The 22,778-nt window shown below is 66.6% G+C and carries 24 protein-coding genes and 1 pseudogene; 6 read left to right on the top strand and 19 right to left on the bottom strand.

All coding sequences use genetic code 11. The annotated features are described in order from the left end of the window. Positions 1-8 precede the first annotated feature (8 nt). The 6 genes and pseudogenes from RIA72_RS08885 to RIA72_RS08860 form a co-directional block, all read right to left on the bottom strand. A pseudogene (locus RIA72_RS08885) lies at positions 9-790 on the bottom strand (IS5 family transposase). A 69-nt stretch (positions 791-859) separates the two neighbouring features. Then, a complete protein-coding gene (locus RIA72_RS08880) occupies positions 860-1,330 on the bottom strand; it encodes an MmcB family DNA repair protein (protein ID WP_350031816.1) in 471 nt (156 codons plus the stop codon). Positions 1,331-1,343: 13 nt separating this feature from the next. After that, positions 1,344-1,883: a single-stranded DNA-binding protein gene (gene ssb / locus RIA72_RS08875; RefSeq protein ID WP_350031815.1), complete on the bottom strand. Its 540-nt coding sequence runs from the start codon at positions 1,881-1,883 to the stop codon at positions 1,344-1,346. Positions 1,884-1,916: 33 nt separating this feature from the next. Then, on the bottom strand, positions 1,917-3,776 hold the full coding sequence (gene feoB / locus RIA72_RS08870; RefSeq protein ID WP_350031814.1) for a ferrous iron transporter B: 1,860 nt from the start codon (positions 3,774-3,776) through the stop codon (positions 1,917-1,919). Beyond that, on the bottom strand, positions 3,773-4,039 hold the full coding sequence (locus tag RIA72_RS08865) for a FeoA family protein (RefSeq protein ID WP_350031813.1): 267 nt from the start codon (positions 4,037-4,039) through the stop codon (positions 3,773-3,775). The genes feoB and RIA72_RS08865 overlap by 4 nt, the downstream gene beginning before the upstream one ends. A 55-nt stretch (positions 4,040-4,094) precedes the next feature. Next, positions 4,095-4,760, bottom strand: a complete 666-nt coding sequence (locus RIA72_RS08860; protein WP_350031812.1) for a COQ9 family protein — start codon at positions 4,758-4,760, stop codon at positions 4,095-4,097. A gap of 196 nt (positions 4,761-4,956) precedes the next feature. Between RIA72_RS08860 and RIA72_RS08855 the strand changes: the two genes are divergently transcribed. Next, the gene (locus RIA72_RS08855; RefSeq protein WP_350031811.1) at positions 4,957-6,042 is read left to right on the top strand and encodes an alkene reductase; all 1,086 of its coding nucleotides are present in this window, start codon (positions 4,957-4,959) and stop codon (positions 6,040-6,042) included. 39 nt (positions 6,043-6,081) lie between these two features. Here RIA72_RS08855 and RIA72_RS08850 read toward each other — a convergent pair whose 3' ends face one another. The 4 genes from RIA72_RS08850 to RIA72_RS08835 are packed head-to-tail and all read right to left on the bottom strand — an operon-like array spanning position 6,082 to position 9,144. Next, a complete protein-coding gene (locus RIA72_RS08850; protein ID WP_350031810.1) occupies positions 6,082-6,768 on the bottom strand; it encodes a hypothetical protein in 687 nt (228 codons plus the stop codon). Continuing rightward, the gene (gene ribH, locus RIA72_RS08845; protein ID WP_350031809.1) at positions 6,761-7,186 is read right to left on the bottom strand and encodes a 6,7-dimethyl-8-ribityllumazine synthase; all 426 of its coding nucleotides are present in this window, start codon (positions 7,184-7,186) and stop codon (positions 6,761-6,763) included. Before ribH ends, RIA72_RS08850 begins: the two co-directional genes overlap by 8 nt. Next, the gene (gene ribB, locus RIA72_RS08840; protein WP_350031832.1) at positions 7,186-8,460 is read right to left on the bottom strand and encodes a 3,4-dihydroxy-2-butanone-4-phosphate synthase; all 1,275 of its coding nucleotides are present in this window, start codon (positions 8,458-8,460) and stop codon (positions 7,186-7,188) included. The genes ribH and ribB overlap by 1 nt, the downstream gene beginning before the upstream one ends. 57 nt (positions 8,461-8,517) lie before the next feature. After that, complete coding sequence (locus tag RIA72_RS08835; protein ID WP_350031808.1) at positions 8,518-9,144, bottom strand: ankyrin repeat domain-containing protein; 627 nt, start codon at positions 9,142-9,144, stop codon at positions 8,518-8,520. A gap of 87 nt (positions 9,145-9,231) precedes the next feature. Between RIA72_RS08835 and RIA72_RS08830 the strand changes: the two genes are divergently transcribed. From RIA72_RS08830 to RIA72_RS08820, 3 genes are read left to right on the top strand one after another with little or no spacing between them, the layout of a single operon-like run. Continuing rightward, entirely contained in the window at positions 9,232-9,879 is a 648-nt protein-coding gene (locus tag RIA72_RS08830; protein WP_350031807.1) for an SCO family protein, read from the top strand. A 2-nt stretch (positions 9,880-9,881) separates the two neighbouring features. After that, positions 9,882-10,328, top strand: a complete 447-nt coding sequence (locus RIA72_RS08825; protein ID WP_350031806.1) for a YcgN family cysteine cluster protein — start codon at positions 9,882-9,884, stop codon at positions 10,326-10,328. After that, positions 10,309-11,040, top strand: coding sequence for a M48 family metallopeptidase (locus RIA72_RS08820; RefSeq protein WP_350031805.1), 732 nt, complete (start codon positions 10,309-10,311; stop codon positions 11,038-11,040). The genes RIA72_RS08825 and RIA72_RS08820 overlap by 20 nt, the downstream gene beginning before the upstream one ends. A gap of 6 nt (positions 11,041-11,046) precedes the next feature. Here the strand turns inward: RIA72_RS08820 and RIA72_RS08815 are convergent, their stop codons facing one another. Both RIA72_RS08815 and msrB read right to left on the bottom strand, forming a co-directional pair. Then, positions 11,047-13,065 (bottom strand): transglycosylase domain-containing protein, encoded by a 2,019-nt coding sequence (locus tag RIA72_RS08815; protein WP_350031831.1) that lies wholly within the window; start codon positions 13,063-13,065, stop codon positions 11,047-11,049. A gap of 232 nt (positions 13,066-13,297) precedes the next feature. Beyond that, positions 13,298-13,705 (bottom strand): peptide-methionine (R)-S-oxide reductase MsrB, encoded by a 408-nt coding sequence (gene msrB, locus RIA72_RS08810; RefSeq protein WP_350031804.1) that lies wholly within the window; start codon positions 13,703-13,705, stop codon positions 13,298-13,300. 128 nt (positions 13,706-13,833) lie between these two features. Here msrB and RIA72_RS08805 point away from each other — a divergent pair, with 128 nt between their 5' ends. Beyond that, on the top strand, positions 13,834-14,343 hold the full coding sequence (locus tag RIA72_RS08805; RefSeq protein WP_350031803.1) for a DUF4402 domain-containing protein: 510 nt from the start codon (positions 13,834-13,836) through the stop codon (positions 14,341-14,343). Between the two features lie 189 nt (positions 14,344-14,532). Here RIA72_RS08805 and RIA72_RS08800 read toward each other — a convergent pair whose 3' ends face one another. Further along, positions 14,533-14,937 (bottom strand): septal ring lytic transglycosylase RlpA family protein, encoded by a 405-nt coding sequence (locus RIA72_RS08800; RefSeq protein ID WP_350031802.1) that lies wholly within the window; start codon positions 14,935-14,937, stop codon positions 14,533-14,535. A gap of 100 nt (positions 14,938-15,037) precedes the next feature. Beyond that, positions 15,038-17,581, bottom strand: coding sequence for a DNA topoisomerase (ATP-hydrolyzing) subunit B (gyrB, locus tag RIA72_RS08795; protein WP_350031801.1), 2,544 nt, complete (start codon positions 17,579-17,581; stop codon positions 15,038-15,040). 106 nt (positions 17,582-17,687) lie between these two features. Here gyrB and RIA72_RS08790 point away from each other — a divergent pair, with 106 nt between their 5' ends. After that, positions 17,688-18,122 carry a hypothetical protein gene (locus tag RIA72_RS08790; protein ID WP_350031800.1) on the top strand — a complete coding sequence of 145 codons (435 nt, stop codon included), beginning with the start codon at positions 17,688-17,690 and terminating at the stop codon, positions 18,120-18,122. Positions 18,123-18,325: 203 nt separating this feature from the next. Here RIA72_RS08790 and RIA72_RS08785 read toward each other — a convergent pair whose 3' ends face one another. The 5 genes from RIA72_RS08785 to RIA72_RS08765 are packed head-to-tail and all read right to left on the bottom strand — an operon-like array spanning position 18,326 to position 22,719. After that, the gene (locus RIA72_RS08785; protein WP_350031799.1) at positions 18,326-18,829 is read right to left on the bottom strand and encodes a hypothetical protein; all 504 of its coding nucleotides are present in this window, start codon (positions 18,827-18,829) and stop codon (positions 18,326-18,328) included. Between the two features lie 3 nt (positions 18,830-18,832). Beyond that, positions 18,833-19,519, bottom strand: coding sequence for a nitroreductase (locus RIA72_RS08780; RefSeq protein WP_350031798.1), 687 nt, complete (start codon positions 19,517-19,519; stop codon positions 18,833-18,835). Further along, positions 19,506-20,375 carry an RDD family protein gene (locus RIA72_RS08775; protein WP_350031797.1) on the bottom strand — a complete coding sequence of 290 codons (870 nt, stop codon included), beginning with the start codon at positions 20,373-20,375 and terminating at the stop codon, positions 19,506-19,508. The genes RIA72_RS08780 and RIA72_RS08775 overlap by 14 nt, the downstream gene beginning before the upstream one ends. Then, positions 20,372-21,412 carry a stage II sporulation protein M gene (locus RIA72_RS08770; protein WP_350031796.1) on the bottom strand — a complete coding sequence of 347 codons (1,041 nt, stop codon included), beginning with the start codon at positions 21,410-21,412 and terminating at the stop codon, positions 20,372-20,374. Before RIA72_RS08770 ends, RIA72_RS08775 begins: the two co-directional genes overlap by 4 nt. After that, positions 21,409-22,719, bottom strand: coding sequence for a DUF58 domain-containing protein (locus RIA72_RS08765; RefSeq protein ID WP_350031795.1), 1,311 nt, complete (start codon positions 22,717-22,719; stop codon positions 21,409-21,411). The genes RIA72_RS08770 and RIA72_RS08765 overlap by 4 nt, the downstream gene beginning before the upstream one ends. Positions 22,720-22,778: the final 59 nt, after the last annotated feature.

Raw genomic sequence — 22,778 nt, 5'->3', positions numbered from 1 at the left:
TCAGAACCCTAGGCCGCGTTGACAAAAGACTTCAGCCATAGCCGCGTGGCGGCGAGGTTTAGGAAGCTCTCGAACGAGAGAAGGGTTTTGTCATATCGAGTGGCGATGCGTCGTTGCTGTTTGAGCTTTCCGAACATGCGCTCGACGCGGTTGCGGTCCTTGTAACGGCGATAGTCGGGATGCTCTGGCACCTTGCGGTTCGAGCGGGGCGGGATGATCGGCAGGATGCCCCGGGTCAGCAGGCTTTCCCGGAAGCGATCACCATCATAGCCCTTGTCCGCGAGCAGCGCCTTGGGTGTGGCGACGGGGATCGCCATCAGCGGTTCGGCAGCGGTGTAATCAGAAGCCTCGCCGCCGGTCAGGATGAAGCCGACAGGCAGTCCTTGATTGTCGCAGCGGGCGTGGATTTTGCTCGTAAAGCCGCCGCGTGATCGACCAAGAGCGTTCGCACAAGCCCCCCTTTTCCGCCCGCTGCCGAAACATGGCCGCGAACGCTGGTGCTGTCGATCATATGTTGCCAGTCGTCGGTCAGACCCAGATCGACCAGCGTTTGCAGCAGGGCATCCCAGACACCCTGTTCGGCCCAGCGCCGGAAGCGGACATAGACCGAGTTCCACTTGCCGTAGCGCTCGTGCATGTCGCGCCAAGGGCAGCCGACCCGCAGCACGTGAAGCATGCCGTTGAGAAAGCGACGATTATCGCCCGACGGCCGCGCCCAGCGACCACGTTCAGGCGGCAGCAGCGGCCCAATCAGGTCCCACTCCGCATCCGACAAATCCCCGCGACCCATGACTGATCCTCAAAAAGCAGTCTTGAATCAGAAGGAGGAGGATTTGGGAATCCCTTTTGTCAACACGGCCTAAGCCTCGCCCCATCCCGCGGCGAGTTCGGGGTCGGCGGCGATCATCGAGCGCCGCATGGCCAGCCGGCCGATCCTTAAAAGCTCCGCCTTGCGCCGCGCGGGGGCAAGGTTACAGTTCGCCGCTTCGCGAACCACGGCGGCACCATAGCGGTCGGCGACGATCAGTCCCGAGGTTTCGGGGCGATAGTCGGGCGTTTCGAGGATCGCAGGGTCGAGCCCTGCGGCGAGCGCCCAATAGAAGCGATCGCACCAGTCGCAATAGTCGGGCCATTTGCCGTCGCCGTGGAGGTCGGCGCGGCTGACCTTGATCTCGACGATCGTGATCTGTCCCTTGGCGTCAATCGCGGTGAGGTCGGTCCGCCGTCCGTTGGGCAGCGTGACCTCCGGGATCGCGACCAGCCCCTGCTGCGCAAACAGGCGGCACACGCCGCGCGCCACGTCGGCGGCGGTCAACAGGTCGCTCGCCATCGCTCAAAAAGCCTCAGAAGGGGACGTCGTCGTCCAGATCGTCGTCGAAGGGCGGGCGCCCGCCGCCCGAAGCACCGCCGCCCTGGTTCCAGCCGCCGCCCGAACCGCCGCCGGACGAACCGCCACCCTGATCCCAGCCGCCCGACGAGCCGCCGCCCTGGTTCCAGCTGTCGCCACCGCCGCGCGAACCGCCGCCGCCCGGCGCGCCGTCGAGCATCGTCAGATTGCCGCCCATGCCCGCGATCACCACCTCGGTCGTATAGCGGTCGTTGCCGTCGCGGTCCTGCCACTTGCGCGTGCGCAGGCTACCCTCGATGTAAACCTTGCTGCCTTTTTTGAGATAGCGCTCGACGACGCCGACCAGCCCTTCGCCGTTGATGACGACATTATGCCATTCGGTGCGCTCCTTGCGCTCGCCGGTCATCCGGTCCTTCCACTGCTCGCTGGTCGCGATGCGGATATTCGCAATCTTGCCGCCGTTCTGGAACGATTTGATCTCGGGATCGGCGCCGAGGTTGCCGATCAAAATTACCTTGTTGACGCTGCCAGCCATCCGCCGCTCCGCTCCGCTTGAAAATGGGGAGGATCAGCCCAAGCCCAGGGCAACGGCTGTCCAATATGTGATACCAGCAGCGGCATAGGCGAGCGCGAACAAATAGCCAACCATGAACAGCGGCCATTTCCACCCATTGGTCTCGCGCCGCGTAATAGCGATGGTCGAAATACATTGCGGCGCAAAGACGAACCAGGCGAGAAAGGCGAGCGCGGTCGCAAGGCTCCACTTGCCCTGCAGCCGCTCGCCGAGCGACGCGGCCACCGCTTCCTCGTCGTCGCCCGCGTCGATCGCATTCGCCGTCGCCATCGCCGACACCGCGACCTCGCGCGCCGCCATCGCCGGAATCAGCGCGAGCGCGATGTCATGGTTGAACCCGATCGGCGCGACGGCGACCTCGAGCCCGCTCGCGATGCGGCCGGCGACGCTATATTCGACCTGGCTCTGCCCCTCTGGCGCCTTGGGAAAGGTCAGCAGCAGCCACAGGACAATAGTGGTCAGCGCGATGATCGTCCCCGCTCGGCGGAGGAAGATCCACGCGCGCTGCCACAGACCGAGCGCAATGTCGCGCAGACGCGGCATCTGATAACGCGGCATTTCCATCATGAACCCCGCGCCCGCGCCCTTCGCCACCGTACGGCGCAGCGCGAATGCGACGATCAGGGCGCCGACGATTCCCGCGACATAAAGGCCGAACAGCACCAGCCCCTGAAGCCCGATCGCGGTGCCGCCGACGCCGCGGTTCGGGATGAAAGCGGCGATGATGAGCGCATAGACGGGCAGCCGCGCCGAACAGGTCATCAAGGGTGCGATCAGGATCGTCGTCAGCCGGTCCTTTTCGTCGGGGATCGCACGCGTCGCCATGATGCCCGGCACCGCGCACGCGAAACTCGACAAAAGCGGGATGAAACCGCGCCCCGATAATCCGACCTTGCCCATCAGTCCGTCCATCAGGAACGCCGCGCGCGTCATATAGCCCGACGCTTCCAGGAGCAGGATGAAAAGGAAGAGGATCAGAATCTGCGGAAGGAAGACCACGACCGCGCCGACTCCCGCGAGCAGCCCCTCGACCACAAGGTCGCGGAGAAAATTCTGCGGGACATTGTCGACGACCCAGCCCTGCATCGTGCCGACCAGCCCTTCCAGCGCGTCGGCGGGGGGAGCGGCCCAGGCATAGACCGCCTGGAACATCACGAACATCAACGCGAGCAGGATGGCCATGCCGAACACGGGGTGCAGCACGACATTGTCGACGCGCTGCGTCCAGCGGCGGACCGGCGTTTCGCTGATGATCGCCGCGCGCGCGATGGCGCGCGCGCGCTGGTGCAGCACGGTGTCGGCCTCCGGTTGCTGGGTCGCGGCGCGCGGCGGCTGCGCGCGGATCGCATCGTCGACGGCAACGAGCAGTTCGGCAAGTCCGCGCCGCCGCACCGCGACCGTCGGCACAACCGGTACGCCAAGCTCGCGCGCAAGCCGCTCAGGATCGAGGGTGAGGCCATCGCGCTCGGCGAGATCGACCATGTTCAGCGCAACGACGGTCGGGAGCCCAAGCGCAAGCAGTTCGAGCGCGAAGCGGAGATGATTGTCGAGGTTCGCGGCGTCGAGCACGACGACCAGCGCGTCGGGGCGCGCCTCGCCCGCCTGACGCCCAAGGATCACGTCGCGCGTCACCGCTTCGTCGAGGCTTGCGGGGGTCAGGCTATAGGTGCCGGGCAGATCGATCAGCGACAGCGGGCGGCCATCGGCAAAACTCGCATGACCGGCTTTTCGTTCGACCGTGACGCCAGGATAGTTGGCAATTTTCTGCCGCGCTCCGGTCAGCGCGTTGAACAGGCTCGACTTGCCGGCATTGGGATTGCCGACCAGCGCGATCGAAGGGATGGCGGTGGTCATGCGGCGCCCCCGACGCTCGCAATGCCCTCGACTTCGATCGCCGCCGCCTGCCGGGCGCGGATGATCACCTTCATGCGCCCCACGGTGAGCGCGAGCGGGTCGCGTGAAAAGATGCTGCCCCGATGCAGCGGCGTAACCTCGCACCCCTCGATCAGACCGAATTCGCGCAGGCGGCGCCCCTCGTCATCGGACATGGCGGTCCAGTCGATGCGCGCGACGCGCACCGTCTCGCCCAGCGGCGTCTTGTCGAGCAAAGCAGTCATTTGCGAGCGATTATCAATAACAATCGCGCGGCGCCAGCCTTTTGTGCCCCACGCTTTATCGCCCCGGATAGCGCAGTCGGCCGACAAAGCGCGCCAGGCTCGGCCGTTCGCGCCTCGTCGCGGCGCGGCGGTGCTTCCAGCCTTCGAACCGCATCACTTCGCCAATGCGGCGGGCGAGGAAGGCACGCGTGTCGCGCTGCCCCTCGCTCTCGTCGTTCAGGAGAACGGCCATCGTCGAGCCGTACACGGCGCCGAGGATCGCGCGCTTGCTGTAGTGGTTATAGTCGGTCGCCGTGTCGCCGGCGAGGCGCCACATCAGGTCGGCCGCGCGCCAGCCAAGCCGCGCCGCACGCGGCACATTGGCGGGCAAGGCGAGCAGCGCCAGCGCGCGCCGCAGCGATTCGCGGTCGGGCGCAAGCAGGTCGATGCGCGTTTCGACCAGCGCCGTGATCCGTTCGCGAATCTTGAGGTCGGCGAGCTTTTCGGCAGGCCATTTCGCCGCCATGCGCGCGTCGATGCTGGCGAACCAGGCATCGACCATGTCGCGCGCGCCGCCCGGAAACGCCAGCCGTGCGACGTCGCGATCGACCCCGACACGCGCCGCAGCGTCCGTCAGCGCCGCATCGCCAAAACCGTCGAAGGCGGCGTTCTGCGCGACAAGCGGCCCCAACGCAGCGCGAATCTCGTCGAGCGTGGGGTCGGCGGGAAGGATCGAGGCCATAGCTTCAGATAGGCGCCGCGCCGCCGATCGGCAACCGGAACCCGCAAGGGCGAATCGCCGCGCCGCGGCACATCTTCGTCAAGGTTTAGATTTTCTTTTGCTACTCACCCATTGTGTCTGCGCCGTGCGGGCCATAGCTTTGACCCAAGCCCGGCGGCCATGGGGCCGCTCGCGGGATTTGACATGTGGAGGCAATATGACCGCATCGCTGTTCGAACCGATCACGCTGGGCGCCATCGAGGCGCCGAACCGCATCATCATGGCGCCGCTGACGCGCGGCCGCGCGGGGCCCGGCTTTGTTCCGAACGAGCTGGCGCGCGACTATTATCGGCAGCGGGCATCGGCGGGGCTGATCATTTCCGAAGCGACGGGCATTTCGCAGGAGGGCCTCGGTTGGCCGAACGCGCCCGGCCTCTGGACCGAGGCCCAGGTCGAAGGCTGGAAACCCGTGACCGATGCGGTGCACGAAGCGGGCGGCCGTATCGTCGCCCAGCTATGGCACATGGGACGCCTGGTCCATTCGGTGTTCAACGACGGCAAGCAGCCCGTGTCCGCCTCGGCAACGACGGGCACCGGCCGCGCGCACACGCCCGTCGGCCGCCGCGACCTCGAAGAAGCGCGGCCGCTGCGGCTCGACGAAATCCCGCGGGTCATCGCCGATTATGTAAAGGCCGCAGAAAATGCCAGGAAGGCGGGGTTCGACGGGGTGCAGCTCCACGGCGCCAACGGCTATCTGATCGACCAGTTCCTGCGCGACAATTCGAACCTGCGCGATGACGATTATGGCGGGTCGGTCGAAAACCGCATCCGCCTGCTCCGCGAGGTGACAGCGGCGCTGATCGAGGTGTGGGGCAAGGACCGCGTCGCGGTGCGTCTGTCGCCCAACGGCGAAACGCAGGGCGTCGACGACAGTGCGCCCGAGACGCTGTTCCCTGCCGCCGCCGCCGCGCTCAGCGAGCTCGGCATCGCTTTCCTCGAACTGCGCGAGCCCGGCCCCGACGGCACGTTCGGCAGGACCGAGGTGCCCAAACAATCGCCCACGATCCGGCAGGCGTTCAACGGGCCGCTGATCCTCAATAGCGATTATACCGCCGCGCTGGCCGAAGCGGCGATCGCGAGCGGCGCGGCCGATGCCATCGCATTCGGGCGCCCCTTTATCGGCAACCCCGACCTGGTCGAGCGCATTCGTTCGGGCGCCGAATGGGCCGCGGACAATCCGCAGACCTGGTATTCGCCGGGCCCCGAAGGCTATACCGATTATCCGGTGTTGCAGATGGCGTAAGGCGGAATAATCCTCCCTGTCGCGAGCGATGGGGAGGATTTAACCCTTCTCTGCGAGCGCCTTGTCGACGATCCCCGCGCCGATCGGGCCGAGGACCTGGCTGCCAAAGCGGAACAGCAGAAAGGCGCCGATAAAGAGCAGCAGCGGCTCGACAAGCAGTGCGACGACCGCTGCGATAACGACGCCGAAAAACAGGAACATCAGCCCGCCGCTGAGTTGGGCTTGCCCCTTCGGCCCCAGTTCCAACGTGCGCGGGCCCTTCGCATCCCACCATTTGCCGGTAACGACCGTCTTTCGGCCGGGCAACGACGCGGCGGGCCTGGAGGCGGCGCGCGCTGGCGCAGGGGCTTCGGCAGGGGCGGGTGCGCGCGGCGCCGGAGTTTGAGGTCGGGCACGCTCCTTTTGGCCGCCCCATGGCGCGCGCTTGCTTTCGCCCTGCATCGCGGCCTGCCGCTCGCGCTTCGCAGCATCAGCCCCGCGCCTTGCAGCGCGGACCGATGCCGCGGGAGCGGCGACGGTCCGCGGCGGCCGCGCAGGTTCGACCAGCGTTTCCGAAACCCGATCGGGAAGGACAGGGCGTTCGGCCGCATGGCCCCGGCGCCGGTCATGCTCGGCCATGCGCTCGGCCGCGCTTGGCGGCGTCCGGCCCGTTTCGCGATCGACAACCACCAGCCGTCCGCCGCGTTCGACGACGGAGTAACGGCTGGGAGGGGCGCGATCAACCAATGCCGAATTGTTCCTTCAGGGCCAGCATCGCGAGCGCGGCCTTCGCCGCCTCGCCGCCCTTATCCTTGCGCGTCTTGTCGGCGCGCGCAAGCGCCTGTTCCTCGTCCTCGACAGTCAAAATGCCGTTGCCGATCGCGAGGCCATCGAGCGTCAGCGCCATGATGCCGCGCGCGCTTTCGTTCGACACCACTTCGAAATGATAGGTTTCGCCGCGGATCACGACGCCGAGCGCGACATAGGCGTCAAAGCGCCCGGCGTCGGCGGCCAGCGAGATCGCCGCGGGTATTTCGAGCGCGCCGGGCACCGTCACCGTCTCGTGGCTATGCCCCTCGGCCTCGAGTGCGCTGCGCACACCGTCAAGCAGCAGGTCGTTCAAATGGCTGTAGAAGCGGGCTTCGACGATCAGGATATGCGCCATCAGGCTTCTCCGGGAATGGGGCGTTCGCCGACGATCGACAGGCCATAGCCTTCGAGACCGACGATATTGCTGTGGGTGGGGGTGAGCAATTCCATCGCATGAACGCCAAGGTCGGCCAGAATCTGGGCGCCGATGCCATAGGTGCGAAGGTCCATGCCGCCCGTCGGCGGCGGCAGCGCTTCGGCATCGGCCGATCCGGGCAGCGGACGCATCAGCATGACAATGACGCCCGCGCCGGCCTCACCGATCGCATCCATCGATCGTTGCAGCCGACGCTTCTTCGGCCCCGGCCTACCCATGATGTCGTCGAAAAGCGATACAGGGTGCATCCGCACCAACGTCACCCCATCGGGATCGACCGGTCCCTTTTGCAGCACCATATTAACGCTGCCGTCGATCTTGTTGCGATAGGATTTCAAGCGCCACTCGCCGCCATAGTCCGATTCGAAGGGTTCGTCGGCGACGCATTCGACCAGCCGGTCGCTGCGGTTGCGATAGGCGATGAGGTCGGCGATCGTGCCGATCTTGAGCCCGTGGCGCCGCGCGAAGGGGATAAGGTCGTCGAGCCGCGCCATCGTGCCATCGTCGTTCATAATCTCGCAGATCACGCCCGACGGGTTGAGCCCGGCAAGCCGCGCGATGTCGACCGACGCCTCGGTATGCCCGGCGCGCACGAGAACGCCGCCGTCGCGCGCAATGAGCGGAAAAATATGGCCCGGCGTCACAATGTCGTCGCGCCCCTTGCCCGCGTCGATCGCTACCGCCACCGTGCGTGCGCGGTCGCCCGCCGAAATACCCGTGGTGACACCTTCGCGTGCCTCGATCGAGGTGGTGAAGGCCGTTTCGTGCCGCGTCCCGTTCTGGCGGCTCATCAACTCCAGCCCCAGCGCATCGACGCGCGATTTGGTGAGCGTCAGGCAGATGAGGCCGCGGCCGTACGTCGCCATGAAGTTGATCGCATCGGGAGTCGCCATCTGCGCGGGGATGACCAGATCGCCCTCATTCTCGCGATCCTCATCGTCGACGAGGATGAACATGCGGCCATTGCGCGCCTCGGCAATAATCTCTTCCGGCGTCGCCATCGGCGACAGGTCGCTGCCGTTCGCGAGCCAGTTTTCGAGTTTGCGCAGCGTTTCCGCAGTCGGATTCCAGCCCGGCGAATCGAGATCGCGAAGGCTGTTGGCATGAAGACCCGCGGCGCGCGCGAGACCCGACCGCGACATGGTTCCGTCGGCGACGATGGCGCGGATGCGATCGATGAGCTGGATAGACATGAAAGCCATGTCTCACATCATAATGTGATTGTCAACTCGACAATCACATCTCCGTGGTCAATTGGGTCCGAAAGTCGGTCCATATTCGCGCTTCGGCGCGTCTGCGTCGGCCTTGGTATCGAGAATGGCGAGCAACTGGCCCGACCGATCGTCGCGCTTCGCATAGTCGCGCGCCGACAGGCCCGCGATATGGTCGGCCTTGTCGGGGTTGGCGCCGCGCCGCATCAGCAGGCTGGCCATCGCCGCGTTCTTCGACTGCACCGCCAGAATCAACGCCGTCTCGCCGCGCCGGTTCGCCTGGTCCACGGGGGCCTTCCGCTTGAGCAATTCATCGGCACCGTCGGTATAGTTGAGCAGCGCCGCGTGCATCAACGGCGTCATGCCGTTGCGGTCGCCGATCGCCGGATCGGCATCCTTGGCCAGCAGGAAGCGCAGCCAGTTCGTATCGCGCCGCTTGGTGACGATCATCAGCGCGGTTTCGCCCGTGTCGACATTGCGCGTGTTGATCAACGTCGGATCGTCCTGAAGCGCCGCCGTCGCCTTGGTCCCGTCGCGGTTTTCGACCGCTTGCAGGAAAGCATATCCGCCGCGGAACTGCGCCTGCGCCGGACCATGGGCCAGCCCCGCCGCGGCAAGCGGGACAAGGGTGAAAGCGGCAAGGCGAAACGCGGCGTGGCGGAACATGATGTGGCGACCCCTGGGGCAATTTGTCCGCCGCGCGCGCGACGACAATGGTTGATTTTCGCGGGCTAGCCGACCAAGGCTGGCCGCATGATGAATATCGCAAATATGGGACAAAGGATCGTGCGTGCAAGCCTGATCCTCGCTTTCGGGGCCGCGGTGTCGGGCTGCGACGGCGGCGGCAGCGCCGCTGCACCGGCCAAGCCGCCGCTCGAAGGCGCGCGGATCGGCGGGCCCTTTGCGCTTACCGACCAGAATGGCCGGAGGGTCAGCGATACCGATTTTGCAGGGCAGTACCGGCTCATCTATTTCGGCTACAGTTTTTGCCCCGACATCTGCCCCGTCGACCTGCAAAAGCTGATGCGCGGCCTCGCTCAGTTCGAAAAGGCCGACGCCGCGCGCGGCGCCAAGGTCGCGCCGATCTTCATCACCGTCGATCCCGAGCGCGATACCCCCGAAGCACTGAAGCCCTTTGTCGCGCGTTACCACCCGCGCCTGCTCGGCCTGACCGGCTCGCCGGAACAGGTTGCGGCCGCTGCGAAAGCCTTTGTCGTCACCTATAACAAGGTGCCGGGCTCGGCGCCCGATCGCTATCTGATGGCGCACAGCCAGCTCGCCTTCCTGATGGATCCCGAAGGCAAGCCGCTGGCGCTGCTGCCGCTCGACGACCCGACCACCGACGCCGACGAGGGCGCACCTGCCAAGGTCGCCGCCGAACTGGCGAAATGGGTCAAATAACGATGGCGGGGGCGACTTCGGAGCGCCCCTTCTGGGAAGCGCCGCTCGCCAGCCTCGACGCGGGACAATGGGAGGCGCTGTGCGACGGCTGCGGCAAATGCTGCCTGCACAAGCTGGAGGATGAGGATACGGGGCGCATCTATCCGACCAATGTGGCGTGCCGCCTGCTCGACCTTTCGACCGCGCGCTGCGGCGACTACAAGCATCGCCGCCGCCACGTTCCCGATTGCCTGACGTTGACCCGCGCCAAGGTCGATGACATCGAATGGCTGCCGCAAACCTGCGCCTATCGCCTGCGTGCCGCGGGCGAGCCGCTGCCCGAGTGGCACTATCTGGTGTGCGGCGATCGCGCCGCGGTCCATCGCGCGGGCGAATCGATCGTCGGCTGGACGGTGAGCGAGGATGTCGCCGGTTCGCTCGAGAATCATCTTGTCGAACGCGTCATTTGACCCCGCGGCGGACGGACCGCATATCCGCGTCGGGGACGAGGCTTGGCCGGTGCGGGTCGTCCGTCACGCGCAATCGCGCCGCTATCGGCTGATTTTCGACGGCGCCCGCGGCGAGCTCCGGCTCACCGTTCCGCGCCGCGCCAGCGAGCGGGCGGCGATCAAATGGGCGGCCGAACAGCAGGCGTGGCTCACCGAACAGATCGGCAAGGCGATCAAGCCGCTGCTCGTCGGCCCCGGCACGGCGATCCCCTTTCGCGGGATCGAGCGGCGGATCGACTGGTCGCCGACCGCACCGCGCGCCGTTCGTCTGGGCGAAAGCGCGATCGGCGTCGGCGGTCCGGCCGAGGGCGTCGGCCGCCGCGTCGAGCGCTGGCTGAAGGGCGAGGCGCTGGCGCTGATGGAACGCGAGAGCCGCGACATCGCCGAAGCCGCAGAGCTCGCCGTCCGCCGCGTCGGCGTCGGCGACCCGCGCAGCCGCTGGGGCAGTTGCACGGCGGGCGGCGACCTACGCTACAGCTGGCGGCTGGTGATGGCGCCCGATCATGTCCGCCGCGCCACCGTCGCGCACGAGGTCGCGCATCTTCGCCACATGGACCATGGCCCGGCCTTTCACGCGCTCGTCGAGCGGCTGCACGACGGCGACGTCGCGGCGGCGCGCGGGTGGCTGCGCCGCGAAGGGCGCGCACTGCACCGCTATCGCTTCAGGCCCTGAGCGGGGTCAATCGGCAGGCTCGGCGGGCCCCGGGCGCGGCGGTGCGATCCGGACCGGCGGCGGCGGCGCCTTGGGCGCCGAAATCATCTTGGGCTGGCTGCCGTTTCGCGGCGCTGCGGCGGCGGCCCCACCCGGGGGAGTTCGGCGGCCGGTCTGCTCCTCGATCCATTGCTGGTCGAGCACCGGGCCTTCGTTGGCGGGGGGCGGCGGCGTGTCGGATTGTTCGGGCGGGCGGCTGTCGTACGGCAGCTCGATCGGCATCCCGTTTTCGTCGACGAACAGCCCGTCCTCACCCGGTTCGCCCAGATAGGCCTCGTCCTCATCCTCGAGCTGCCATTCGGGCAGCACCACCTCGGTATCGAAAGGCTCGACCGGGCGCCGCGCGACGGCGACGCGCATATAGTCGGCAAAGGCCTTGGCCGGCGCGCGGCCGCCCTGGAGCCCGCCGACGGGTTTCGCATCGTCGCGGCCCATCCACACGCCGGTGGTGATCCCGCTCGAAAAACCGAGGAACCAGCCGTCCTTGTTGCTCGACGTCGTGCCCGTCTTGCCCGCGACCGGGCGGCCGATCTGCGCCGCGCGCCCGGTGCCCGTGTTCACCGCGGTCTGGAGCAGGTCGGTGATCCCCGCCGCGACCCAATGGTCGACCAACGTGCTGCCGCGTTCGGCAGGGCGTTGATAGAGCAGCTCGCCGCTCGCGGTCGTCACCTTGGTGATGCCATAGGGCTGCACCGACACGCCGCCGCGCGCCACCGCAGCGAAAGCGGCGGTCATGTCGATCACGCGCACTTCGGCGCTGCCCAGCACCATCGACGGATGGGTGTTGACCGGCGTGGTGATGCCGAACCGCCGTGCCATGTTGGCGACCGCTGAAAAGCCGATTTCGTCGCCCAGCTTGGCGGCGACGGTGTTCACCGAATAGGCAAAGGCGCTGCGCAAATCCATCGTGCCCGCAAAACGCCCCGACGAGTTGCGGGGCGACCAGCCGTTGATCGTCACCGGCTCGTCGACCACGGGATCATCGACCTTATACCCCGCCTCCAGCGCAGCCATATAGACAAAGAGTTTCCACGCCGATCCGGGCTGGCGCAGCGCCTGCGTCGCGCGATTATAGTTCGACGTCACATAATCGCGGCCGCCGACCATCGCGCGTACCGCGCCGTCGCGGTCGAGCGAGACGAGCGCGCCCTGAACGCCGCCCGGCGTGTTCGCCTGAATCGACGCGGTTGCGGCGCGCTGCATCCCAAGGTCGATCGTCGTATAGACGTCGAGCGCCTCGCTGCCCTCGTCGATCAGCATGTCGAGCTGCGGCAGCGCCCAGTCGGTGAAATAGCGTGCGCTATTCTGTCCCTGTTCCTTCGCCAGCTGGACATTGGCGGGTTCGGCGGCGTCGGCCTGCGCGCGGCTGATCACCCCGGCATCGACCATGACGTCGAGCACGACCCCCGCACGGCCAAGCGCGGCCTGTGCGTCGGCGGTCGGCGAATAGCGCGACGGCGCCTTGACCAGCCCGGCGACGACCGCGGCTTCGGACAGCGACATTTCGGTCGCGCTATGCCCGAAAAAGCTGTTCGATGCGGCGTCGATGCCATAGCTGCCGCCGCCGAAATACACTTTGTTGAGATAGAGTTCGAGGATCTGGTCCTTCGAGAATTTCCATTCGAGCGCGAGCGCGAGGATCATTTCGCGCATCTTGCGCGACCAGGTATAGCTGTTCGACAGGAAGATGTTGCGGGCCAGCTGCTGGGTGATCGTCGAGGCGCCCTGCATCCGCCGCCCGGTGCCGTAGTGCTGGACCGCAAAGACGGCGGCGCGCGTCATGCCGACGGGATCGAGCCCGGGGTGATAGCGAAAGCGGCGGTCCTCCACCGCGACCATCGCGTCCTGCATCACCTGCGGCGTTTCGCCGAGCGACAGCCAGCGGCCGTAATTGGGGCCGAGCGACAGAAAGACGGTGCCGTCGGCGGCGCGGACACGGATCGTCTGCCCCGCAGGCGACTTTTTGAGCTCCTCGAAACTCGGCATGCGCTGCACGGCGATCCCGACCGCCACGGCGAGCGCAACGAGGCCGACGACCGCCAGGCCGAGGCTCCAGCGAAAGATTCGGCGCAACCACAGGCGCCAGCGCGGCGGCTCACCACCGGACGTGCGCTTGCGGGATGATGGCGATTTATTCGACGAAGCTTGCTGTCTCTCGCGGCGCAAAGCCCGTATTCCTTCCCTCACTGCGCCCCTGATGCGTCAGTCCGGGAAGGGGTCAGCCTTCGCCGGTTGACGCCTCATCCGGCGAGCGCTCCGCGAAGTCAAGCGCCGCGCTGTTGATGCAGTAGCGCAGACCCGTCGGTCCGGGGCCATCGGGAAAGACGTGGCCGAGGTGGCCTTCGCACGCCGCGCAGCGCACTTCAGTTCGGATCATGCCGTGGCTGCTATCGCGATGCTCGCTTACGGCCGCCGCGCCTGCCGGCGCGGTGTAGCTGGGCCAGCCCGACCCGCTGTCATATTTGGTCCGGCTGTCGAACAGCGGCGCGCCGCATCCCGCGCAGCGATAGATGCCGTCGCCCTTGTGATCGGTATATTTGCCCGTAAAGGCGCGCTCGGTGCCGCCTTCGCGCAGCACATGGTGCGCCATCGGATCGAGCGGCTTGTTGGTTTTCGGATCGGTCATCGGGAATCTCCAGCGGGCGTGTGGCCCTTGTCCGTCATAATATCGGGACGGCGCCGCACCGCAACAAGGGGGGCAGCCCGCTCCGGGGCTTTACGCCGAATTAACGCCGTTTGGGGCATGGATAACGCGTGAAACCCTATCTTTTCCTGTTGGCGGCCCTCGTGCCCGGCGTTACGCCGGCCGCCGCACAATGCCTGCTTTGCGCGCAGGAGAGCACAGCGATTTCCACGGCGCGAAAGGGCGAAATGCCGCTGCGCATCGAGATCGAAACGCGGCTCGATATGGGCCGCATCGCGGTCGGCGCGATGGGCGGCGAGGTCGAGGTCGATCCCGTATCGGGCGCGCGGCGGCTGCGCGGCGATGTCGTCGACCTTGGCGGTTTTGCGCTGTCGGGCACTGTGAGCGTGCGCGGCGAACCCGGCGCCGAAGTACGCGTGATCCTGCCCGCGAGCGTCGACCTCGAAAGCGGCCGCGGCCGCACCGCTCGCGTCACCGGCCTTGTCACCGACCTTGGCGCGGCGCCGCGGCTTGGCCCCGACGGCCGCCTGCAATTCCGTTTCGGTGGCCGGTTGCAGGTCGCCGCGCTCGACGACGGCGACTATCGCGGACGCATTCCGGTAACGGTCGAGTATCAATAGGCCGGGAGACGGCTTTGGGGTGGGAAGCGGACTTCTTCAATTCCGTCATCCCGGCGAAGGGTGTTCAGAGGCACGTGACTCTGAAACACGATCTCACCCTAACGATTTGCCGCACCGGCGAGATCCCGGCCTTCGCCGGGATGACGATAGAGTTGAGGGCAGCTTTCGGTCGCTAGCCGCCATCCGCCCTCAATCGTCGGCGAGGAGCGCCAGTTTCACCCGCGCGGTGCCGCTGCGGTGCATCCCGATCTCGCGCGCCGCGGCGTGGCTCACGTCGATCACCCGTCCGTGCGCAAAGGGTCCGCGATCGTTGATCCGCACCACAACGCTGTCGCCCGTCGCCACGTTGGTCACGCGAACCATCGTACCGAAAGGCAGCGTACGGTGCGCGGCGGTCAGCTGGCCGGGATCGAAGGTTTCGCCGCTGGCGGTACGATTGCCCGCAAGTTCATTGCCATAATAGCTTGCGATCCCGCCGTCGATTTCGCTTTCCTGGACAAGCTCGGCGATCGGATTTTCGGCGATTTCGGTTTCCTGCGACGCCGCCGGACCGACGAGCAGAAGCGGAAGCAGCATGGCTGAAACGGCCCGCATGGCACATCCCCTTGTCAGAGGAGGCGCCCAAAGCAGCCGCCGCGCGGCAAGGCAAGCCGCCGCGCGTTAAACGGAACCCGATTTGCGGCCGAACGTGCGTTCAGACGTCGAGATTCGCCACCGACAGCGCGTTGGTCTGGATGAAATCGCGCCGCGGCTCGACCTCGTCGCCCATCAGTCGTTCGAAGATTTCGTGTGCGACGTCGGCCTGTTCGGCCTCGACGCGCAGCAGCGAACGGTTGGCGGGATCGAGCGTCGTTTCCCAAAGCTGCTCGGCGTTCATTTCGCCCAGCCCCTTGTACCGGCTGATCGCGAGCCCCTTGCGGCTGTGCGCGAAGATCGCGTCGAGCAGTTCGGACGGGCGCGTCACCGGATTGGCCTTCGCCCCCGCGACTCCGACGGCCGCTTCGCCGTCCTCGCCCTCGACGGGTTCGGGCTCGGCGGCGGCGGCGCCCGCTTTTACCAGCCGCGCGGGGCGGGCATAGGTGTCGGCTTGCTCGGCGGCGAGCTTGTGCATCCGGCGCGCCTCCTGGCTGGCCAGGAAAGCGGCATCGATCGCATGATGGTCGCTCACGCCGCGCCAACGGCGTTCGAGCGTGTACCCACCGCCCTCGACCGCATCGACCGTCCAAACGGCCTCGCCACCCCCGGTCAGGGCGCGCTCGGCGGCATTGAGCCAGCTTGCGGCGGTCGCCGCGGCGCTGTGACGCCCCGCAGCGTCGAGATCGGGATCGAGCGCGCCGGTCAGCGCAAGCGCCTCGACAAGCCCCTGGTTGAGATTGCGCGGGACATAGCGCATCAGCGCGCGCAGGCGGCGGCCATGGTCGATCAGCGAACGCAGATCGGCGCCCGAACGCGCACCGCCCGTGGTTTCGAGCAGCAGCGCATCGATCCCCGCATCGACGAGGTAATTTTCGAGCGCATTGTCGTCCTTCAAATAGACTTCGCTCCGCCCCTTCGCGACCTTATAGAGCGGCGGCTGGGCGATATAGAGAGGCCCGTTCTCGATGATCTCGGGCATCTGGCGATAGAAGAAGGTGAGCAAAAGTGTGCGGATATGCGCGCCGTCGACGTCGGCGTCGGTCATGATCACGATCTTGTGATAGCGCAGCTTTTCGATGTTGAATTCGTCGCGGATTCCGGTGCCGAGCGCCTGGATCAGTGTGCCGACTTCCTTCGACGAGATGATCCGGTCGAACCGCGCGCGCTCGACGTTCAAAATCTTGCCTTTCAGCGGCAGGATCGCCTGCACATGCCGGTCGCGCCCCTGCTTCGCCGATCCGCCTGCCGAGTCGCCTTCGACGAGGAAAAGCTCGCATTTGCTGGGATCGCGTTCCTGACAGTCGGCGAGCTTGCCGGGGAGCGAGGCGATGTCCATCGCACCCTTGCGCCGCGTCAGTTCGCGCGCTTTTTTCGCGGCCTCACGCGCGGCAGCGGCGTCGATCACCTTCTGGATCACCGCCTTCGCATGGGCCGGATTTTCCTCCAGCCATTCGGTCATCCGGTCGGCCATCAGGCTTTCGAGCGGCTGGCGGACTTCGGAAGAGACCAGCTTGTCCTTGGTTTGCGACGAAAATTTGGGATCGGGCAGCTTGACCGAAACGATCGCGGTCAGTCCTTCGCGCATGTCGTCGCCGGTCAGGCTGACCTTCTCCTTCTTCAGCATCCCCGACTTTTCGCCATAGCTGTTCAAGGTGCGCGTCAGCGCGGCGCGAAAGGCCGCCAGATGCGTGCCGCCGTCGCGCTGCGGGATATTGTTCGTGAAGCAGAGGACATTTTCGTAATAGCTGTCGTTCCACTCCAATGCGACGTCGATACCGATGCCGTCGCGCTCGCTGCTGATCGCGATCGGGTCGGGGAGCAGCGCATTCTTGTTGCGGTCGAGATATTTGACGAACGCCGCAATCCCGCCTTCGTAGAAAAGGTCGTGCGTCTCGTGCTCGGCATGGCGCGCATCGACGAGCTTGATGCGCACGCCCGAATTGAGGAAAGCGAGCTCGCGATAACGATGCTCGAGCTTCTCGAAATCGAACTCGGTGACATTCTTGAACGTCTCGGTCGACGCCATGAAAGTCACGCGCGTGCCTTTCTTGCCTGCGGGGGCGGGCCCCGTGACCTTCAGCGGGGCGACCGAATCGCCATGTTCAAAGCGCATCCAATGTTCTTCGCCGTCGCGCCAGATCGTCAGTTCCAGCCATTCGGAAAGCGCGTTGACCACCGAGACGCCGACGCCGTGCAGGCCACCCGACACCTTGTAGGCATTGTCGTCGCTGGTGTTTTCGAATTTCCCGCCGGCGTGGAGCTGGGTCATGATGACCTCGGCCGCCGAAATGCCTTCCTCGGCGTGGATCCCGGTCGGAATGCCGCGGCCATTATCCTCGACACTGACCGATCCGTCGCTGTTCAGCGTGATGAGGACGAGGTCGCAATGCCCCGCGAGCGCCTCGTCGATCGCATTGTCGCTGACCTCGAACACCATATGGTGCAGACCCGACCCGTCGTCGGTGTCGCCGATATACATCCCCGGCCGTTTGCGCACGGCATCCAGCCCCTTCAATACCTTGATCGAATCGGCGCCATAGGCATTGGCGTTGGGTTGCTTGGAGGCGCCTTCGGGCGCGCTGTTTTCGGGCGTGTCTGTCATATCGATTATATAGGGTCGAAGGGCGCAGAACCCAAGCGAAAATGCGGTTCTGCGCCATGTCGCGACGAACATTGCACGCCCGCGCTGCGGCGGCTAGTTTCGGCGCATGAAACAAGGTCTCGTTTTCCCGCTTGCCGCGGTCATGGCAGCCGCGCTCGCCGCGTGCAGCCAACCCGCCCCGCCCGCCGACAATGCCCCCGACGTCGTGGGCGAACCGCTCGCGACGCGCGCGGTGATGATCGGCACCGAGGGGCCGAGCCTGCCTGCCTGTTCGAGCATCAGCCGGGTGAAAGACGGCGGCACCGACGTCTATTGGGCGCCGGGTGAAACGCGCGCGGTCAAGGCGAGACTCGCCGGCGGCGCGCGCGTCTCGCTGTGCGAAGCGGCGGAGAATGACGCCTGGTTCGGCATCGTCTTTTCAGCCCCCGGCACCGATCCCGACATGTGCGGCGTCGGCAAGTCGGTTCAAAACGCGCGCGAATATCAGGGCCCGTGCCGCTGGGGCTGGATCAAGGGCGGAACGGTGCGGTTGGGGGGGTAGGCCCCCGCCGACGCCGCCGACGATTGAACCGCTTTCGACCGGAAGCCGCCCTCAACTCTATCGTCATCCCGGCGAAGGCCGGGATCTCGCCGGTGCGGCAAACCGTTAGGATGAGATCGTGTTTCAGAGTCACGTGCCTCTGAACACCCTTCGCCGGGATGACGGACCTGAAGAAGTCCGCTCCCCATCCCAAAGCCGGCTCCCTATCCCCTGCAATCCTCGATCACCCGCCCGATCTCCGACTGCACGGGCAAGGTCAGCGCGCCGCCGCCGGGTGCTTCCAGTGCGAACCGCCCGCGGCTGAAGGCGATGCGGTCGAGCCGCGGGTCGCGGCTGGGCAGCGCCGCACCGCCGCCGTCGAAGCGGATCTGGTCGGTGCCCGCGCTCGTGCGCAGGCTGACATTGCCCGAAAGCGCGGCGGTCATGCGAATACCGCCCCCGCTGCACGCCATCGTCAGCAGCGGGTTCGCGCTGCCCGTGGGCACGAAGGCAGCGGTGCGGCTAGGTACGTCATAACGCCACGCGCCGCGATCGACCGCGCGGTCTTCCCAGCCGAGCGTCGGCGTAGGCAGCGGCGCGGGTGTCGGCGCGGGCGCCGCGGGCTGCGGCGGGGGCGGCGGCGCTTCGGGCGTCGGGATTGCGGTACAGCCCGCAATCGTCAGCGCCAGCGCCGCCGTCATCGCATAACCAAAGCCGGACCTCGCCATCCCCTAAAATCCCTTCCAGTCGATCACTTCGTCGAGCGGCGCGCGCGGCACCGGCCACCGGTTCACCGCCGCATCGGTATCGGCATAGCCGATCGCAAGCCCGGTGAACAAAATCTGCCCATCGTCCAGCCCCAGCGTGCGCCGCACCGTCGCGCCATACATCGCCCAGCATTCCTGCGGGCAGCTGGCGAGGCCATGTTCGACGAGCAGCAGCATCACCGATTGCAGCCACATGCCCATGTCGGCCCATTGCGGCGGCCCCATGATGCGCGAACAATGGAGGAAAAGCATCACCGGTGCGTCGAAACCCCGGTAATTGTCCATGAACCGAGCGAGCCGCGCGCGCTTGTCCTCGCGCGGAATGCCGAGCGAGGCGTAGAGCGCCTCTCCCACGCCGAAGCGCCGGTCGGTCCAGGGTTCGGTCAGCGCGGGGGGGTAGATGTCATATTCGGGCTCCTGCCCCTCGCGCCCCATCGCGATGCGCGCGGCGACCGCTTGTCTAACCGCCTGCCACGGTTCGCCGGTCAGCACCGTCACCTGCCACGGCTGAAGATTGCCGCCCGACGGCGCGCGCTGCGCCGCGGCGAAGATATCCTTCAGCAGCGCGGGGTCGACCGGCGTGTCGGTGAAGGCGCGCACCGACCGGCGCATGTGGAGCGCTTCGGTCACATTCATGTCAGTCGCTGGCATATTTATCCTCTCGCCTCTTGCCGAACAGCAGCCCGCGTTCGAGCCGCGCTTTCAATTGCCGGTAATAGGAAAGCAGGAAGACGTCATCCTCTTCGGCAACGGGGCGCCCGATCTTGGCGCGGATCGTGTCGGCGACCTCGCGCATCGCACGCGGGTCGCGGTGGCGGAGCACGCGTTCCAGCTCCTGCAATTCGAAAATCCCGTAAACGCCAAGCTCGGCGTCGGTGAAGGCGATCCCCTCCTCATCGGCCTGGGTCGCCATATCGGCGTTGAGCTTCGCACGCTCGGCCATCACCACCCAGGTGCCCGCGATCAGATCGCCCATCCGCATCCGGTCGCGGTTGAACAGCAGGAAGAGGCTGAGCGTAAGCGACCAGAGCACGCCCGCGAGTATGATCCATCCCGAAACGCTGTCCTCGGCAACGCCGGCGCCGAGCATCATCAGCGGCAGGAAGAGTTCGAGCTCGCGGATCAGATTGCGCGCCACCACCGCGTCGGCGGTGAGTCGCCCACCGTCGCGCGCGACGACGCGAATCCCCATCAATCTTTTGCCCGGCGTCGCGGCCCGCGCGCCAAGCTCGAAGCCGATGAACCAGAAATTGCGCAGGACAAAGGCGCCGAGCATCCACACGACGACGGTGAGGTCCGACTGCGACGCGATGCCGACCCACAGCATGAACAGCGTGAAAAGGACCAGCACGGCGAGAATGAGGAACAGGTCGATGATCAGCGCGCCGCAACGCATCCCCGCGCCCGCGATGCGCAGTTCAAGGTCGATGCCCTCGGGCGTAACGAACTGGCGGGTCTTTTTCGCGCGGGCGGCGCGCGCCTTCGCATGGGCCGACGCCGCGGTCATGCCGCATCCCCGCGCCGCGGAATATAATAATAGGCGAGCCAGAGCAGCAGCATGAGCGAGCCGATCGCATAACGCAGCATCGTGTCGGTGATCAGCTGGCGCCCGAATCCTTCGAGCAGGCCCGCGGCGAGCAGCATCAATAGGACGCCGACCATCACTTTGCCCGCGGTCCGCCCCGCCGCCGCCGCGGCCTCCAACCGCCCGCGCGCGCCGGGAAAGACCACGGCGGTGCCGATGCGCAGCCCCGCGGCGCCCGACAGTGCGGCGGCGAACAGCTCGGTCGTGCCGTGGATGAACAGCCAGCCGCCGAAATCGAAACCCAGCCCCTTGCCCGCGAAAACCGCCATCATCGCGCCGAGCCCGATACCCTGGTAAAATTCGAGCATCATCGTCGGCACGCCAAAGGCGAAACCGAGCGCGAAGGAGAGGATCGACACGCGGCTGTTGTGCGTGAACAAATAGGTCGCAAAGATGTGGAGGCCGCTTTCGCCCTTGCCCGCCGCCTCCTTGCCGTGCCCCAGCGTCGATTGCAGATATTCGGCGCTCGCGCGCGGGTCACGCCCCGACGACATGCCTTCGTCGACGAAATTATAATACCATTCGGGATTGCTCGACACGAGCGAATAGCTGGTGAGCGCGCCGAGCAGGATGATGAGCGCGATGACGATCGTTTCCTTCCACACCGCCCGCACGGCTGCGGGCCAGTCGTAGAGAAAGAAGCGGCGGAGGCGGGCCCAGCGACTCTCGCGCACGCCATAAACGAGGAAATAGCCGCGGATCGACAGCGCTTCGAGATGGTCGAGCAGCGCCTTGTCGAGACTGGTGGCGCGCGCGATCGATAGCGACGAAAGCGTGGCGCGGTAGAGTATGGGCAGTTGCAGCAACTCCTCGCTCGACAGGCCCTTCGCGCCTTTTTTCTCCAGCCGGGTGAGCAGGCGGTCGAACGCGATCCAGTCGGCCTCGCGCTCGGCGCGGAAGCGGCTCGCCGAGAAGCCGGGTGCGCCGGTCGCGCGCGGTACGGGCGGCGGCGGGATCACAGCCCCCCCTGCCGCTTGATGCCGAGATAAGCCTCGACCGCGCTCGCGCCCATCGCGTCGGCGGGCACCTCGATCACATCGGCGCCAAGGCGGCGCAGCCGCGCGATCACGAGCTGGCGGTCGGCGAGCATCGCCGCGGCGACATTCGCGCGCGTGATGTCGGCGGCGCTTTCGGGGTGGCGGCGTTCCTCCGCCTCGACCTCCTCATCGCGCAAGACGACGAACAGCAGACGATGCTTCTTTGCCAGCCGTCCGGCGGCGCGAATCATCAGGTCGGCGCTCGTTGCGTCGGCAAATTCGGTGAAGAGGATGATGAGCGAGCGGCGATTGAGCTGCGCGCTGAGCGTGGTCAGCGCGAGGGTGAAATTGCTTTCGACAGGCGCATAGTCGATCCGGCTCGCCGCGCGCTGAAGCGCCGGGAAATCCTGGATATGCATATAGGCAGGAGTCAGCGCCTGCGGCTTGGCGGCAAAGGAAAAGAAGCTGATCCGGTCGCCCAGCTTCAACCCGACATAGGCGAGCAACAGCGCCGCCGCCACCGCGCGGTCGACGCGCGGCATCCCGCCCGCGGGCTCGGCCATCGTCCGCCCCGCGTCGATCGCCAGCACGACGCGATTGTCGCGTTCGACACGATATTCCTTGGCGAGCAGCTTGACGTGGCGCGCCGACGCGCTCCAGTCGATCGACCGCCGGTCCATCCCCGGCTGATATTCGGCGAGCGCCTCATACTCGCTGCCTTCGCCGCGAAACCGCTGCTGGCGAAGGCCGAACCAGCTGTTCCGCTGAAACAGGCGGCTGCCCGCCTCGGTCACGGCGCGCAGGCTGGGCACGATGTCGACCGCGCCGTCGACCCGGAACCGGCGCTGTTTCCATACCAGTCCCAGCGGCCCCGCCCAGCGGATCCAGAGCGCCTCTACTCCCGCCTGCCCGCGCCGCGACGCGGCAAGCGCGACGGTGCCGACGAGCGCGCCGCCGGTACGGCGCATCGTGCCCGTCAGCCGCCCGCCGTCGGCGAGTCGTTCGTCGAGCGACAGCGCAAACGCAGCGCGCGGCGGGACGTTCCGGCCGTGCGCGGCGAGCGACAGCTCGAAAGAATCGCCGACGCCCGCCTGCGTTGGGAAGCGCGCGTCGAGCGTCAGGTGGCGCGGATTGGCTCCCGATAGCGTGTCGAGGATCAGGCAGGCGAGGATCACGCCGATCCAGCCCGGTGCGACGAGCCACAGATCGGGGCGGACAAGGCCGAGCACGAGCGCCAGCGGGGCGCCGGCAAGCAGCAGATAGATCGCGCGCCGGGTGGGATAGATCATAGTAGCCCGCCGAGCATTTCCTCCGCCATTGCGAGCGCAGCGAAGCAATCCGGGGCGGG

This window comes from Sphingopyxis sp. (genome assembly GCF_040216815.1).
Taxonomy (GTDB): Bacteria; Pseudomonadota; Alphaproteobacteria; order Sphingomonadales; family Sphingomonadaceae; genus Sphingopyxis.
The sequence above is the reverse complement of the archived record's forward strand: the minus strand, read 5'-3'. Positions and strand labels throughout refer to the sequence as shown.

What these genes read in the sequence shown, in the direction of transcription:
- RIA72_RS08880 (WP_350031816.1), bottom strand. Translation starts at nt 1,330, where the DNA reads ATGGCGAGCGACCTGTTGACCGCCGCCGACGTGGCGCGCGGCGTGTGC.
- ssb (WP_350031815.1), bottom strand. Translation starts at nt 1,883, where the DNA reads ATGGCTGGCAGCGTCAACAAGGTAATTTTGATCGGCAACCTCGGCGCC.
- feoB (WP_350031814.1), bottom strand. Translation starts at nt 3,776, where the DNA reads ATGACCACCGCCATCCCTTCGATCGCGCTGGTCGGCAATCCCAATGCC.
- RIA72_RS08865 (WP_350031813.1), bottom strand. Translation starts at nt 4,039, where the DNA reads ATGACTGCTTTGCTCGACAAGACGCCGCTGGGCGAGACGGTGCGCGTC.
- RIA72_RS08860 (WP_350031812.1), bottom strand. Translation starts at nt 4,760, where the DNA reads ATGGCCTCGATCCTTCCCGCCGACCCCACGCTCGACGAGATTCGCGCT.
- RIA72_RS08855 (WP_350031811.1), top strand. Translation starts at nt 4,957, where the DNA reads ATGACCGCATCGCTGTTCGAACCGATCACGCTGGGCGCCATCGAGGCG.
- ribH (WP_350031809.1), bottom strand. Translation starts at nt 7,186, where the DNA reads ATGGCGCATATCCTGATCGTCGAAGCCCGCTTCTACAGCCATTTGAAC.
- ribB (WP_350031832.1), bottom strand. Translation starts at nt 8,460, where the DNA reads ATGTCTATCCAGCTCATCGATCGCATCCGCGCCATCGTCGCCGACGGA.
- RIA72_RS08835 (WP_350031808.1), bottom strand. Translation starts at nt 9,144, where the DNA reads ATGTTCCGCCACGCCGCGTTTCGCCTTGCCGCTTTCACCCTTGTCCCG.
- RIA72_RS08830 (WP_350031807.1), top strand. Translation starts at nt 9,232, where the DNA reads ATGATGAATATCGCAAATATGGGACAAAGGATCGTGCGTGCAAGCCTG.
- RIA72_RS08825 (WP_350031806.1), top strand. Translation starts at nt 9,882, where the DNA reads ATGGCGGGGGCGACTTCGGAGCGCCCCTTCTGGGAAGCGCCGCTCGCC.
- RIA72_RS08815 (WP_350031831.1), bottom strand. Translation starts at nt 13,065, where the DNA reads ATGCCGAGTTTCGAGGAGCTCAAAAAGTCGCCTGCGGGGCAGACGATC.
- msrB (WP_350031804.1), bottom strand. Translation starts at nt 13,705, where the DNA reads ATGACCGATCCGAAAACCAACAAGCCGCTCGATCCGATGGCGCACCAT.
- RIA72_RS08800 (WP_350031802.1), bottom strand. Translation starts at nt 14,937, where the DNA reads ATGCGGGCCGTTTCAGCCATGCTGCTTCCGCTTCTGCTCGTCGGTCCG.
- gyrB (WP_350031801.1), bottom strand. Translation starts at nt 17,581, where the DNA reads ATGACAGACACGCCCGAAAACAGCGCGCCCGAAGGCGCCTCCAAGCAA.
- RIA72_RS08790 (WP_350031800.1), top strand. Translation starts at nt 17,688, where the DNA reads ATGAAACAAGGTCTCGTTTTCCCGCTTGCCGCGGTCATGGCAGCCGCG.
- RIA72_RS08785 (WP_350031799.1), bottom strand. Translation starts at nt 18,829, where the DNA reads ATGGCGAGGTCCGGCTTTGGTTATGCGATGACGGCGGCGCTGGCGCTG.
- RIA72_RS08780 (WP_350031798.1), bottom strand. Translation starts at nt 19,519, where the DNA reads ATGCCAGCGACTGACATGAATGTGACCGAAGCGCTCCACATGCGCCGG.
- RIA72_RS08775 (WP_350031797.1), bottom strand. Translation starts at nt 20,375, where the DNA reads ATGACCGCGGCGTCGGCCCATGCGAAGGCGCGCGCCGCCCGCGCGAAA.
- RIA72_RS08765 (WP_350031795.1), bottom strand. Translation starts at nt 22,719, where the DNA reads ATGATCTATCCCACCCGGCGCGCGATCTATCTGCTGCTTGCCGGCGCC.